Origin of the sequence: Xanthomonas sp. WCS2018Noco2-27, from assembly GCF_031843525.1 — a bacterium.
Taxonomy (GTDB): Bacteria; Pseudomonadota; Gammaproteobacteria; order Xanthomonadales; family Xanthomonadaceae; genus Xanthomonas.
On sequence record NZ_JAVTIK010000006.1, the window covers coordinates 148,342 to 162,237 of the forward strand.

The 13,896-nt window shown below is 66.4% G+C and carries 13 protein-coding genes; 10 read left to right on the forward strand and 3 right to left on the reverse strand.

Annotated features, from left to right (window positions below; genetic code table 11):
* Positions 1-101: 101 nt before the first annotated feature.
* Positions 102-989, reverse strand: coding sequence for an alpha/beta hydrolase (locus tag RQH86_RS12360; RefSeq protein ID WP_311239148.1), 888 nt, complete (start codon positions 987-989; stop codon positions 102-104).
* A gap of 371 nt (positions 990-1,360) precedes the next feature.
* Here RQH86_RS12360 and RQH86_RS12365 point away from each other — a divergent pair, with 371 nt between their 5' ends.
* The 3 genes from RQH86_RS12365 to RQH86_RS12375 all read left to right on the forward strand — a co-directional run bounded on the left by RQH86_RS12365 (position 1,361) and on the right by RQH86_RS12375 (position 4,492).
* Positions 1,361-2,254 carry a LysR family transcriptional regulator gene (locus RQH86_RS12365; protein WP_311239196.1) on the forward strand — a complete coding sequence of 298 codons (894 nt, stop codon included), beginning with the start codon at positions 1,361-1,363 and terminating at the stop codon, positions 2,252-2,254.
* A 489-nt stretch (positions 2,255-2,743) separates the two neighbouring features.
* Positions 2,744-3,532 (forward strand): SDR family oxidoreductase, encoded by a 789-nt coding sequence (locus RQH86_RS12370; RefSeq protein WP_311239147.1) that lies wholly within the window; start codon positions 2,744-2,746, stop codon positions 3,530-3,532.
* Between the two features lie 150 nt (positions 3,533-3,682).
* Entirely contained in the window at positions 3,683-4,492 is an 810-nt protein-coding gene (locus RQH86_RS12375; RefSeq protein WP_311239146.1) for an oxidoreductase, read from the forward strand.
* 101 nt (positions 4,493-4,593) lie between these two features.
* Here the strand turns inward: RQH86_RS12375 and RQH86_RS12380 are convergent, their stop codons facing one another.
* Positions 4,594-5,793, reverse strand: coding sequence for an MFS transporter (locus RQH86_RS12380; RefSeq protein ID WP_311239145.1), 1,200 nt, complete (start codon positions 5,791-5,793; stop codon positions 4,594-4,596).
* A gap of 540 nt (positions 5,794-6,333) precedes the next feature.
* Positions 6,334-7,227, reverse strand: a complete 894-nt coding sequence (locus RQH86_RS12385) for a LysR family transcriptional regulator (RefSeq protein ID WP_115526780.1) — start codon at positions 7,225-7,227, stop codon at positions 6,334-6,336.
* 571 nt (positions 7,228-7,798) lie between these two features.
* Between RQH86_RS12385 and RQH86_RS12390 the strand changes: the two genes are divergently transcribed.
* Genes RQH86_RS12390 through uraH form a run of 7 tightly spaced genes read left to right on the forward strand, consistent with a single transcriptional unit; the run spans position 7,799 to position 13,830 of the window.
* Entirely contained in the window at positions 7,799-9,070 is a 1,272-nt protein-coding gene (locus RQH86_RS12390; protein ID WP_311239144.1) for an allantoate amidohydrolase, read from the forward strand.
* On the forward strand, positions 9,060-10,316 hold the full coding sequence (locus tag RQH86_RS12395) for an alanine--glyoxylate aminotransferase family protein (RefSeq protein ID WP_311239143.1): 1,257 nt from the start codon (positions 9,060-9,062) through the stop codon (positions 10,314-10,316). Before RQH86_RS12390 ends, RQH86_RS12395 begins: the two co-directional genes overlap by 11 nt.
* Positions 10,313-11,203, forward strand: a complete 891-nt coding sequence (puuE, locus tag RQH86_RS12400) for an allantoinase PuuE (protein WP_311239142.1) — start codon at positions 10,313-10,315, stop codon at positions 11,201-11,203. Before RQH86_RS12395 ends, puuE begins: the two co-directional genes overlap by 4 nt.
* On the forward strand, positions 11,200-11,595 hold the full coding sequence (gene hpxZ, locus RQH86_RS12405; protein ID WP_311239141.1) for an oxalurate catabolism protein HpxZ: 396 nt from the start codon (positions 11,200-11,202) through the stop codon (positions 11,593-11,595). Before puuE ends, hpxZ begins: the two co-directional genes overlap by 4 nt.
* On the forward strand, positions 11,592-12,083 hold the full coding sequence (gene uraD, locus RQH86_RS12410; protein WP_311239140.1) for a 2-oxo-4-hydroxy-4-carboxy-5-ureidoimidazoline decarboxylase: 492 nt from the start codon (positions 11,592-11,594) through the stop codon (positions 12,081-12,083). Before hpxZ ends, uraD begins: the two co-directional genes overlap by 4 nt.
* Positions 12,080-13,501, forward strand: a complete 1,422-nt coding sequence (hpyO, locus tag RQH86_RS12415) for an FAD-dependent urate hydroxylase HpyO (protein WP_311260583.1) — start codon at positions 12,080-12,082, stop codon at positions 13,499-13,501. Before uraD ends, hpyO begins: the two co-directional genes overlap by 4 nt.
* Positions 13,498-13,830, forward strand: a complete 333-nt coding sequence (gene uraH / locus RQH86_RS12420; RefSeq protein WP_311239428.1) for a hydroxyisourate hydrolase — start codon at positions 13,498-13,500, stop codon at positions 13,828-13,830. The genes hpyO and uraH overlap by 4 nt, the downstream gene beginning before the upstream one ends.
* Positions 13,831-13,896: the final 66 nt, after the last annotated feature.

Consider the following 13,896-nt stretch of genomic DNA (forward strand, 5'->3'; position numbering starts at 1 on the left):
CTGGGCAATGATCGCAGCAAACTAGCACGCGCCTGCAGCCCCACATCTGCGTGCGCACGCAGCCCTGTCGCCGCGTCCGCAGCGCCCGTGCAACGCGCCGGTTACGCCGATGCCGTGAGCGTCCGCTGCAGGAACTCACCGATGTACTGCGCGATCTCCGGCGCATGCGTTTCCAGCGCGAAGTGACCCGTGTCCAGCAGATGGATTTCGGCCTTCGGCAGATCCTTGGCATACGCCTGCGCACCCGCCGGAATAAAGGCCGGATCGTGTTTGCCCCACACCGCCAGCAACGGCGGCTGATGCTTGCGGAAATACGCGTGGAATGCCGGATAGGCCTCCACATTGCTGCGGTAATCCAGGATCAGATCCAGCTGGATGTCTTCCGCACCGGGGCGCGCCATGTACGCGATGTCCAATGTGTAGCCATCGGGGGAGAGCTTGCTCGGGTCGGCACCGGTGCCGTATTGCCAGTCGCGCGTGGTCTGCGGCGACAAGGTGGCGCGGCACGCTTCACGATTGGCGTCAGTCGGGTCGCGCCAATACGCTTGCCACGCACCCCACTGGTCGCTGAAGCCGTCCAGGTACGCATTGCCGTTCTGGCTGATGATGGCGCTCACCTTGTGCGGGTTTGCCGCAGCCAGGCGAAACCCGACCGGCGCGCCGTAATCGAACAGATACAGCGCGTAACGGCGCAGTCCCAGCGCTTCGGTAAAGCCCTCGATCACCTTGTAAAGCTGTTCGAAGGTGTAATCGAACTGCCCGCGTGGCGGCGCCTTGGTATTGCCGAAGCCCGGCAGGTCCGGTGCAATCAACCGGTAGCGGCTTGCCAACAACGGCATCAGATCGCGGAACATGTGGCTGGCGCTGGGGAAGCCATGCAGCAACAGCAACACAGGCGCATCCGCGCGCCCGGCTTCGCGATAGAACACCTCGACATCGCCGACGCGTTGGGTCTTGTAGGTCACGTTGATGCTTGGATCATGAGACATAGCGGCTCCTTTGTTGGTCTGCGTGTTGCCGGAAAGCACGCCTGCACGCAGGCTGCCGGCGCCCAGCGCGACTGCCGTTCCGATGCATGAAACAAGCATCTTGCGGCGGCCGAGTTCAATCGCGTGATCGGCATGGAGCGTGATGGGTGAAGCGGACTGCGTCATGGCACGTCGAAGATCGGATGAAGTGATCGACATGCTAGGCCTCGCTTCGCAGCAGCAGAACCACCGCGCCCATCAATTGACCATTGCGGCGCTCGCAATGCTGCGGCGCTCCCTGCACACGCCCTGCCCTGCACCGTGCATCGGCGGCGCACTGCTACTCTGTGGCGATAACCAAGCGTGAGGCACCGGTGGATCGCATCCAGGAAATGACGCTGTTTGCCGCACTTGCAGAGCAAGCGAGCTTTGCCGGCGTCGCGCGCCGCCTTGGCATTTCCACCGCCACGGTGACGCGCACCATTGCGCAGCTGGAAAAACGCCTCGGCGTGCTGCTGGTGGTACGCACCACCCGCACCATGCGGCTTACCGAGGCTGGACAGCAGTACGCCATCGACTGCCGACGCCTGTTGGCCGACTTGGAGGATGTCGAAAATACAGCAGCCGGGTTGCACGCAGTCCCCAGCGGATCGCTGACGGTGACGGCTCCGCAGATGTTCGGCGCGTTGCATGTCATGCCGGTGTTGACGCGCTTTCTCAGTCGTTACCCAAAGGTCACCGCACGCGCCATTCTGGCCGACCGCGTGCTACCACTGCTGGACGAGGGCATCGACGTCGCGGTGCGCATCGGCGCACTCCCCGATTCATCGTTGACCGCGATCCCGGTGGGCAGCGTGCGTCGCATGGTCTGCGCGTCGCCGGGCTATCTGGCAGAACACAGCATTGCACAGCACCCAGACGATCTATCGCAGCACCGCACCCTCTCGGTCGCATCTTCGGAGCGCGCACCCAAGTGGCCGTTTCGCATCGATGGGCGTGAGTCTCTGGTCGAGGTTGGCTCACGCCTCAGCGTGACCTCGTCCAATGCCGCCATCGGCGCCGCAGTACAGGGCTGGGGACTGACGCAAGTGCCGTCTTACCAGATCCGCGAATACCTCCAGAACGGCACACTCACGTGCATCCTCGAGACGTTCGAGATCGCACCGGAACCGGTGCATGTGGTCTATGTGGAAGGTCGTCGGGGCTCATCCAAGGTGCGCACGTTTGTCGATGACTGCGTGGATGCCCTGCGGCAGGATCTGATTGCTGCTGCATCGTTGAGCTAGACGTTTCGCCGCCACTGCTTCCGGGTTGTCCTCTCATGCAGCGGCTAGCTAGCCCGACCACGGCGACGGGATTGCTGCATTGCGCCTGCTCGATGAGTGCACCGGGATCACGGCCCAACAGTGCTGGCTTAGCCGGCTGCGACTGCATTGCCGAGACAGCCGATGCCCGGCGATGTAGGCGTGGCATGCGCACGCAGGATGCGTACGCCACGGCGTTAAACAGCGCCCGTCACCGGTCACGTTGACGCAGCGGACTTCGCAAGTCCCAAGGCAGCCGTTCGGATTGTCGATGCAACGCCAGTCTGGCGACAGCGCTGCACGGGGCTACACCGCGCCTACCCAACAACACCCTGCCCGGCCGATTGCCCGGGCAAGCGCGGCGCCCATCCAACCAGTCCTTGGCAGGACCCGATATCGAGCATCAGCAAACGCTTGCTTTTTTAGATGATGATAATCATCATAAATTCCATCTCAACCCGAAGACCTGTCATGACCACGCGTCCCACTGTTCTGATCACCGGCGCTTCCAGTGGTATTGGCGCCGTCTATGCCCAGCGCTTTGCGCAGCGCGGCCATGCACTGGTGCTGGTGGCGCGCGACAAGCAGCGCCTGGAGGCATTGGCCGCGCATTTGCGCGACGCCCACGGCGTCACGGTCGACGTCTTGCAGGCAGACCTGACCAGCCACTCTGAGTTGGAGGCGGTCGAGGCGCGCCTGCGCGACGACAGCCAGATCGAGATCCTGATCAACAACGCCGGCATTGCGCAGTCCGGCGGGTTTCTGGACCAGGATGCCGCCAGCATCGAGCGCCTGGTCGCGCTTAACACCACCGCACCGACCCGCCTCGCGGCCGCGGTAGCCGCGCGCCTTGCCGCTGCCGGTCGCGGCGCCATCGTCAACCTCGGCTCGGTGGTCGGGCTGGCGCCGGAGTTCGCCGCCACCGTCTATGGCGCGACCAAGGCCTACGTGCAGTTCCTGTCGCAGGGCCTGCACGTGGAACTCTCGCCCAAGGGCGTCTACGTGCAGGCCGTGCTGCCGGCCGCCACCCGCACCGAAATCTGGGAGCGCGCCGGGATGGACGTCAATGCATTGCCCGAGGTCATGGACGTGGAGGAGTTGGTCGATGCGGCGCTGGTCGGTTTCGACCGCCGCGAGCTGATCACCATCCCGCCGCTGCACGTGGCCGAACGCTGGGACGCACTGGACGGCGCCCGCCAGGGCCTGCTGTCGGACCTGCGCCAGGCGCATGCGGCCGAGCGGTATCACACCAGCACCTAAGCGCAATCCACGACGCGGCTGCGCGGGCGAGGCCACAACAGCCCTGCACGCCGCGCGTCAGCCGGCTGCACAGCAACACAGCCACGCGTTATCGCACGCTCCACGTGTGGCAATGCGCTCCTTCTTCACCGTGACCATCGAGAACATTCCATGACATCCAAGCATCCCGTGGCGCTGGTCACCGGCGCTTCTTCAGGTATCGGCCTTGCCGCGGCCACGCAACTGGCTGCGGCCGGCTACACCGTCTATGGCACCAGCCGCCGCGGCGCCGATGCAGGGCAGCGCGGCTTTCCGTTGCTGGCGCTGGACGTCACTGACGATGCGTCGGTGCAGGCCGCCATCGCCACGCTACAGACGCGCGAAGGACGCATCGACCTGTTGGTCAACAACGCCGGCATCGGCATCACCGGAGCCGCCGAGGAAAGCTCGATCGAGCAGGTGCGTGCGCTGTTCGACACCAACGTGCATGGCGTGGTGCGGGTGACCAATGCGGTGCTGCCGATCATGCGTGCGCAACGCAGCGGACGCATCCTCAACGTGGGCTCGGGTCTGGGCTTGCTGCCGGCACCCTTCAGTGCGTACTACTCGGCCACCAAGCACGCGCTGGAAGGCTATTCCGAATCGCTCGATCATGAAGTGCGCGGCTTCGGTATTCGCGTGGCGGTCATCGAGCCGGGCGCCACCAAGACCGGTTTCGAGTCGGGCACCGCAACGGCGGACCGCCTGCTGCCAGCCTACGATGCGCTACGCGCCAGCTACCAGCGCGCCTACGACACGGCGATGGCAGTTGCCGACAGCGCCGACAGCGTGGCCGAGACCATCGTGCGGGCGGCCCGCGACCAGCACCCCAAGCTGCGCTATCCCTCGGGTAAGTCGGCACGGCAAGGCGCATTCGCCAGGCGCTTTTTGCCACGCGCGTTGCTGGACAAGGTGCTGCACAAGCAATTCGGCATGGGCTGATTCCAGCCCTGGCGTACGCGCCGCGCGAAGCTCAGCTGGCACGGCGCTTAAGGCAACACGCATTGCGTGTTGCTGCGTCCGTGCCGGCGAGGGCGCTGGCATCACGGCTGTAGCCGCGCGCCGTTGCTCGCCACCAGCGACGACGCCAGCAGCAATACGCTTGCCCCAATGAATGTGGCGCCGATCGACAGGTGATCCAGCAACACACCGCCCAGCGCGCCACCGAGCATGATGGACAACTGGATCGCAGCCACCATCAGGCCGCCGCCACTTTCCGGCGCATCTTTGATGCAGCGGCTCAGCCAGGTGGACCACGCCACCGGAATTGCCGCGTTGAGCGTGCCCCAGGCGATCATTGCCACCGCCACCGCCCACAGCACGTGGCCGCCCAGCAACATGCTAAGCGTTACGACGCCCAGTGCGGCCGGCAACACGCTGAGCAGGGTGAACAGCCGCTTGGCGACCAGCGCGGTGGCCGCGTAGGTGCCAACGAAGCCGGCAAGACCCAGGCCAAGCAGCAACAACGACAGCTGCGACACATCGACCTGCGCGACGGTTTCCAGGAACGGGCGGAAGTAGGTGAATGCAGAGAATGCGCCAGCAAAGCCAAGCATCACCGCAAGCATTGCGCGGGCGACGTAGCGGCGCTTCAACAAGCTGGCGATATCGCGCAGTGAACTGGCACCTTGCGCCGGCATCGACGGCAGGCTGCGCCATTGCCAGGCAATGGCCAGCAACACCAACGGCACCATTCCCCAGAACACACCACGCCAGCCGATGATGGCGCCGAGGTAACTGCCCAGCGGCGCGGCAAACGCGGTTGCCACGGCATTGCCGATAAACACGATGCCCAATGCCTTGGGCACGGAATGCTCGGGCATGATGCGCATCACCGTGGCGGTGGACAGCGCCCAGAACCCACCGATGGTGATGCCGAGCAAGGCACGCGCGACCATCAACATGCCAAAGCTGTGTGCGCTGGCAATCAGCAACAACGACAGCAACATCACCGCGCTCAGGCCCAGCAATACATGGCGCCGGTTCAAACGCGACGACAGCGGCGCGATCAGCAGGCTGGCAATCACCGCAAACAGGCCGGAGATGGAGATCGCCTGCCCGGCCATGCCGGCGCTTGCGTGCAAATCGGCGGCGATCGGCGTCAGCAGGCTCACCGGCATGAATTCCGATGCGATCAACAGCGCAACGCACAGCGACATCGAGCCGACCGCGCTCCAGGTCTGACGGGTCGCGACAACGGCATCGGGCTGGGCTGTATCGGTGGTCAAGGTGTTGGCTGGCATGGGGAAGCCTTAGGTAAGAGACAGGACACACGGCACATGGGCGCGCTACGGCGCGCAAGCGACTGTGCTGTTCGGGATGGATACGCTACGGGCGGCGATGGACTGCAACGGCCCTCGCTTGCTTCGGCCGCACGACAAACGTGATGCAGCGCATGATCGCGGCGCCGGCATACTCGTGTATGGAGGTTGCGCAGGTTACGTGGTCCGCCTTCGCGGAGTAAGACGCCTGCGCCGCACGGGCTTATGAGGTGCACTCATGAGCGTGGTCTGTGGATGATCGTGGTGAAGCGCGCGATGCACGGCGGTTCGACGGTGCGTCCATGCATGCACAGGCCGGGAGATCGAATGCAATGCTGGTGCAGCCTCGATCCAGACGCCATCTTTGCCACAGCTGCGCGGCTGCGGCGCCTGTTTTCAGGTTCAGCGCCCTGGCTCACGGTGCCGCCGTTCGACTCACATCAACAACGCTTGGCACATCTCTGCAGGGCCATGCCACGCGTCGCACGCCTGCACCGAGTGCTCCGCCATCACGCGCGCGCATCAGCCTTTGTAACGCAATGCATCCAGCACCAGATTGAACGCTGGCGACGAGTGGCGGCGGCTGGGATAGAACGCATGCAGGCCCGGCCAGGTGGGCGACCAATCCTTCATGATCCAGCGCAGGCGTCCGGCCTTGATATGTGCGCGGGCAAGATCTTCCTGCACGAACGCGATGCCGAAACCATCGACGGCCGCGTCCACCGCTTCATAGGTGCCGTTGAAGGTCAGCTGGCCCTGCACGCGCACGATGACTTCGCGGCCGTCCTTCTCCAGCTCCCAGGCATAGATGCCACCGGCGGTTTTCATACGCAGGTTGATGCAGCGATGCGCGGTGAGGTCCTGCGGCGTTTTTGGCAGCGGCCGGCGCGCCAGGTACGACGGCGATGCAACAAGCGCCATCCGCATATCCGGGGCGATGCGTGCGGCGATCATGTCCTTTTCGACCTGGTCGCCCAGACGTACGCCCAAATCGTAGCGATCGGCAACAATGTCGGTTAGTCCATTGTCGATGAACATTTCAACGTTGATGTCGGGGTATTGCTGCAGCAGCTTGGACAGCTTGGGCCACAGGATCGCGCGCGCGGCATAGTCGGTGGCGGTGATGCGCACGTTGCCTGCAGGGGTATCGCGCATTTCGCTCAGCGCCGACAGCGCGTCTTCGATCTCCGTAAATCGCGGCGCCACCGTCTGAATCAGACGCTCGCCCGCCTCGGTGGGCGCCACGCTGCGGGTGGTGCGCGTCAGCAGGCGCAAGCCCAGCGTGGCTTCGAGCCCACGGATGGTATGGCTCAACGCCGACTGCGAGACGCCCAGCGTGGCCGCGGCCCGGGTGAAGCTGCCTTCGCGGACGATGGCGATCAGCGCCAACAAATCCTTGAAATTGTCGCGCGCCATTGGTGAATCTCTTTCATGGAATGCGCCGACTGTAGCAGCCGTTTGGATTCGAGGCGGCGCGGTTATCGCCACTTTCCTGCGGGGCTCCAAGGCACGGCGTGCGCGCCCCTGGCGTGCGTGCATTGGTGCGCCCGCGCCGCAAGCGTGGGCCGGGGCGTGGAGCCGGGGTTGGGGAGGGAGGGCTTGGCGAAGCAGGCGGTGCCTCGCTTCTATAGGCGCGTGGCGAGGCGTTTGTCTTTGCAAGGACTGACAGCGCTCTGCGACGCCGCCTCATCCGCCCTTCGGGCCCCTTCTCCCGATGGAGGAAGGGACGCATGGCCACGGCGCCTGTCGCATTTTTTGCAACGCGTGACCCTAAAAAAACCGCTTTGGGGTGACGGGGGTGGTTCGTATAGTCGATCTCAAGGCGCTGCCCGCTCGGTAAGCGCCTGTCGCCACACCATCGTCCGGGCACTCCATCGCCCGGTGATACCTCGTCCTTCCCCACCGCTTGCGGAGGCTCCATGCATCAGTCGCTATCGCATCGCGGTCCGTACAGCGCCTGTGGATCGGCTCACCCGCACCACGCCCTATGCTGAGCACCCAGAGCATCTCACCGGACAGCGGCTCCGGCGCACGTGCGGTGGCGCGTTGCGATGCGCTGGGCGTTGCGCCCTACAGCGATACACCCGAGGGACTGTTCCGCGCCTGGCTCAGCCCGGCGCACCGCGCTGCCATCGCGCAGGTGAGCACGTGGATGCGCCAGGCCGGCATGCAGGTGCGCCTGGACGCGGCGGCAAACCTGATCGGCCGCTACGACGGCACGCAGGCCGACGCACCGGCGCTGCTGATCGGCAGCCACCTGGACAGCGTGCGCGATGCCGGCCGCTACGACGGCCCGCTCGGCATCCTGCTCGGCATCGAATGCGTCGCCGCACTGCACGCGCAAGCGCGCCGCCTGCCATTCGCCATCGAAGTCATCGCGTTCGGCGACGAAGAAGGCTCGCGCTTTCCGGCCTCGATGTTCTGCAGCCGTGCGGTAGCCGGCACGCTCGACCCGACCACGTTGGCGGTGACCGACGCCGCCGGCATCGATGTCGCCAGCGCGCTGGCAGACTGGGATCTGGACATCGCGAACATCCAGCACGCCGCACGCACGCCGGGCAGCGTGCTGGCGTATCTGGAAACCCATATCGAACAAGGTCCGGTGCTCGAAGCCGACGGCCTGCCGGTTGGCATCGTCACCGCGATCGCCGCGCAACGCCGCTTCGCGCTGCGCTTCGACGGCCGCGCCGGGCATGCCGGCACCACCACGATGGCGCTGCGTCGCGATGCCTTGAGCGCAGCGGCCGAGGCGCTGCTGGCGATCGAGCGCATCGCGCGCGATGGCAGCAACGATCTGGTCGCCACCGTCGGCAAGCTGCAGCTCGCACCCGGCGCCGTCAACGTGGTGCCCGGCCGCGTGGACTGCACGCTGGATGTACGCGCCGGCGACGATGCCACCCGCGACGCCGCGGTGCGCGCCATCGAACAGGCACTGGCGCGCATCGGCGCGGCGCGCGGCATCGCCATCGCCATCACCCCGCTGCAAACCCTCGCCGCCAGCCCATGCGCACCGACGCTGATGACCCGGCTCGACCACGCGGTCGCCGCGCAAGGTATCGCCCCGCGGCGGTTGGTCTCCGGTGCCGGCCACGATGCGATGACGATGGCCGCACTCTGCCCAACCGCGATGCTGTTCGTGCGCTGCGCCGGCGGCATCAGCCATCATCCGGACGAACACGTCGACCCGGCCGATGCCGAGGTCGCCCTGGCGGTCATGCGCCATTTCATCGAACACCTGGGAGACCCCCTTGTCACCTGATCTGCGCCACCTGCATACCTTTGGCGAACTCGATCCGCCACAACGCCTGTTGATGGGCCCCGGCCCGGTCAATGCGCATCCGCGCGTGCTGCGCGCGATGGCGGCCGATCTGCTGGGCCAGTTCGACCCGGAAATGACCACCTATATGAACGAGGTGATGGCGCTGTATCGGCCCTTGTTCGGCACCGAAAATCGCTGGACGTTTCTGGTCGACGGCACCGCGCGTGCAGGCATCGAAGCGGCGCTGGTATCGCTGGTGCAACCGGGCGACCGCGTGTTGGTGATCAACTTCGGCCGCTTCGGCTTGTTGCTTACCGAAATCCTGCAGCGCCTGGGCGCCGACGTGCACAGCGTGGATGCACCATGGGGCGAGGTGGTGCCGCTGGCGGCCATTGCCGAGGCGATCGAACGGGTGGCGCCCAAACTGGTGGCCACCGTGCACGGCGACACCTCCACCACCATGGCGCAGCCGCTCGATGGCCTGGGCGCACTGTGCCGCGCGGCCGGCGCGCTGAGTTACGTGGATGCCACCGCCACCATCGGCGGCATGGAGATCGCCAGCGACCGCTGGGGCGTGGACGTGGTCACCGGCGGCCTGCAGAAATGCCTGGGCGGGCCGTCCGGCTCGGCACCGATCACCGTGTCCGAGCGCGCGGCCGAGGCGATCTTTGCGCGCCGGCATGTCGAACGCGGCATCGTGCGCAACGACATCGTCAACGGCACCGGGCCACGCATCGCATCGAATTATTTCGATCTGGCGATGATCATGGATTACTGGTCGGACAAGCGCCTCAACCACCACACCGAAGCCACCACCATGTTGTACGGCGCACGCGAATGCGCACGCGTCGCGCTGCAGGAAGGCCTGCCCGCGCGGTTCGCGCGCCACACCGCCGCCGGCCGTGCGGTGAGCGCCGGCATCACCGCGATGGGTCTGGAGGTGTTCGGCGACGCGGCGCATCGCATGACCAACGTCACCGGTGTGGTGATCCCGGCGGGTATCGACAACGACGGGGTGCGGCGGCGTATGCGCGAGGATTTCGAGATCGAGATCGGCACCGCCTTCGGCCCGCTGCAAGGCAAGATCTGGCGCATCGGCGCGATGGGCTACAACGCGATGAAGCACAAGGTGCTGCTCACCCTGGCCGCGCTGGAAGCGGTGCTGCGTGCCGAAGGCTACATCTGCACGCCGGGTCTGGCGGTGGAAGCCGCCCTGGCGGCCTGGCATGCGGAGCCGGCTGCATGAGCGCGACGCGCGACCTGGTCGGCTACGGCGCCACCCCGCCGGCTGCGCAGTGGCCGGGTGGCGCGCGCATCGCCGTGCAGTTCGTCATCAATTACGAAGAAGGCGCAGAAAACTGCGTGCTCAACGGCGATGCGGCATCCGAAGCATTTCTGTCGGAAATGGTCGGCGCACACGCCCAAACCGGCGCACGCGCCATGGCCATGGAAAGCCTGTACGAGTACGGCAGCCGCGCCGGGTTCTGGCGGCTGCATCGGTTGTTCGCCGCACGCGCGGTGCCAGTGACCGTGTTTGGCGTGGCGAACGCACTGGCCGCCAATCCCGACGCAGTGGCCGCGATGCAGGCCGCCGAGTGGGAAATCGCCAGCCACGGGCTGCGCTGGATCGACTACCAACACATCGACGAGGCCACCGAGCGCGCGCATATCGCGCAGGCGATCGCGGTGCACACCCGCGTCACCGGCAGCCGCCCGCTGGGCTGGTACCAGGGCCGCACCAGCCCCAACACCGCACGCCTGGTTGCCGAAGAAGGCGGGTTTGTCTACGACGCCGACAGCTATGCCGACGATGTGCCGTATTACGACACCCGCCACGGCCGCGCGCAGTTGATCGTGCCGTACACGCTGGACGCCAATGACATGAAGTTCGTCGCCTACAACGGGTTTGCCGATGGCGAGCCGTTCTTTCGCTATCTGCGCGACAGCTTCGAGCAGTTGCGCAGCGAAGGCGGGCGCATGCTCTCGATCGGTCTGCACGGGCGCATCGTCGGCAAGCCCGCACGCGCGGCCGCACTGGCGCGCTTTGTCGATCACGTGCTGGCCAGCGGCGATGCCTGGGTGGCGCGACGCATCGATATCGCGCGCCACTGGTTGCAGGTGCATCCGGCATGAGCATTGTCACTGCCGACATCGATCTGCCCGAGGTGATCGCCCAGGTGACTGCCGCCTTCCACGCTTACGAGAGCGCGTTGATGCGCGATGACATCGCCGCGATGGATGCGCTGTTTCATGCAGCGCCCAGCACCGTGCGTTACGGCGTGGGTGAGGTGCTGTACGGCATCGACGCGATCCGCGCGTTTCGCATCGGCCGCGGCGGCTCGCCACAACGCCAGCTTGCGCATGTGGAAGTGCACAGCTACGGCCATGACTGCGCAACCGCCCATGCCGAATTCGTCCGCGAAGGCAGCAGCGCGCGCGGCCGCCAGAGTCAGAGTTGGGTACGTTTTGCCGATGGCTGGAAAGTGGTGGCCGCGCACGTGTCGCTGCAAGGGACTCACGCATGAGCGTGACTGACGACCGTGTGCTGGACGATGCCGCCTTCGTGGCGCGCTATCGCGAGGTGTTCGAACATTCGCCGTGGGTGGTGGAGCGCGCCGCGCGTCGCCGCCCGTTCGAAGATGTGTATCGCGGCTTGATGCAGGTGGTGTTCGATGCATCGCCGCAAGATCAGGTCGCGTTGATTCGCGCGCATCCGGAGCTGGCCGGCAAGGCCGCGATCGACCGCACGCTCACCGCCGCCTCGGCCGCCGAGCAGGCCTCGGCCGGTCTTGATCGGTTGAGCGAGGACGAATTTACCCGCTTCCATGCGCTCAATCAGGCCTATCGCCAGCGCTTCGGTTTCCCGTTCGTGATCTGCGTGCGGCTGCATGACAAGGCCGGCATTCTGGCCGCGCTGGAGCGGCGCCTGGATGCCTCGCGCGACGCCGAGATCGCCACCGCCCTCGCCGAGATCGGCAAGATCGTCCACTTGCGCCTGGAGGCACTGCCATGAGCCTGGCCCAACTCGAACGCGAGCTCGCCCGCGACCTGCAACGTCTGGCCCACGGCGGCGATGCCTGGGTGCAACCGCGCGTACATCCGGCCGGGCATGTCTACGACGTGGTGATTGTGGGCGCCGGCCAGAGCGGCCTGGGCGCGGCGTTCGCACTGCAACGCGAGCGCGTGCACAACGTGCTGGTCATCGACGAAAACCCGGCCGGCCAGGAAGGCCCCTGGGTCACCTACGCACGGATGCAGACACTGCGCACGCCCAAGCAGATCACCTCGATCGACCTGGGCGTGCCGTCGCTGACCTTCCGCGCTTGGTGGGAAGCGCAACACGGCAGCGCGGCCTGGGACACGCTGGACAAGATTCCACGCGCCCGCTGGATGGACTACCTGCGCTGGTACCGCGCGGCGCTGCGGCTGCCGGTGCGCAACGCCACGCAGCTGGCACGCGTCGAACCCGAGGTCGCACCCGGCATCCACCGGCTGCATCTGGCGATGGGCGCGCCGTTGCTGACGCGCAAGCTGATCCTGGCCACCGGCATCCAGGGCGGCGGGCAGTGGGTGGTGCCGGACTGGATCGGCCGTGCCCTGCCCAGCCACCGCTACGCACATACCTCCAGCCACATCGACTTTGCCGCGCTTGCCGGCAAGCGCGTGGGCATTCTGGGCGGCGGCGCCTCGGCGTTCGACAATGCCTGTTTTGCGCTGGACCAAGGCGTCGCCAGTGCCGAAGTATTCGTGCGCCGCAGTGAATTGCCGCGCATCAACCCGTTCCGCCACATGGAGCAGGCCGGCATCATTCCGCGGTTTCTGACGCTGCCCGATGCGGACAAGTACCGGATGATGGCCAGCTTCTTCGCACACAACCAACCGCCCACCAACGACACCTTCCAGCGCGCCTGCGCGCACCCAGGCTTTGCGCTGCACCTGGGCGCGCCGTGGCTGGAGGTGGCCGAGCGCGACGGCGCGGTGGTGGTGCGTACCCCGCACGGCGAACACCGCTTCGATTTCCTGGCCGTCGCCACCGGCCTGGTCACCGACCCGCAGCTGCGCCCGGAGCTGGCCGCGCTGTCCGGGCGCATCGCCTGCTGGGCAGACCGCTACCAACCGCCACCGGGCCAGGCCAACCCGGTGCTCGATGCACACCCGTACCTGGGGCCGGGCTTCGAACTGTTGCCACGCACGCCGGACGACGCCGCACTGCTGCACGGGCTGTTCGCCTTCAACTATTCGGCGCTGATCAACCACGGCCCCTCGGCCGCCGCGCTGTCCGGGCTCAAGGCCGCGTTGCCGCGGCTGGCCCGCGCGGTGGCCGACCAGCTGTTCCTGGACGACCGCCAGGCCATGGTCGACAGCTATCTGGCCTACGACCAACCCGAATTCGTCGGCCAGTGGCCGCAACCGACCCAGGCGGTCGCATGAGCAGCCTGTCCACCCATGTGCTGGATACCGCCGCCGGTCGCCCTGCTGCCGGTGTGCCGCTGCGCCTGTTCGCTGGCGACACATTGCAGCTGGAGGCGGTCACCGACCAGGACGGGCGTTGCCCAGCGCTGGCTACCCTGACCCTGCCACCCGGCCGCTACCGGCTGGAATTCGATGTGGCCGGCTACTGGCGCGCCACCGGCACCGCACTGGCCGACCCGCCGTTCCTGGAACAGGTGCCCATCGCCTTCGGCATTGCCGACCACGGCCATTACCATGTGCCGCTGCTGCTGTCGCCGTACGGGTATTCCACTTATCGCGGCAGCTGAGTGGCGCTCAGACCGACTGCGCTCGCCCGCAAGACCGGCGCGGTCGGTACGTAGGCCGACGCCTAC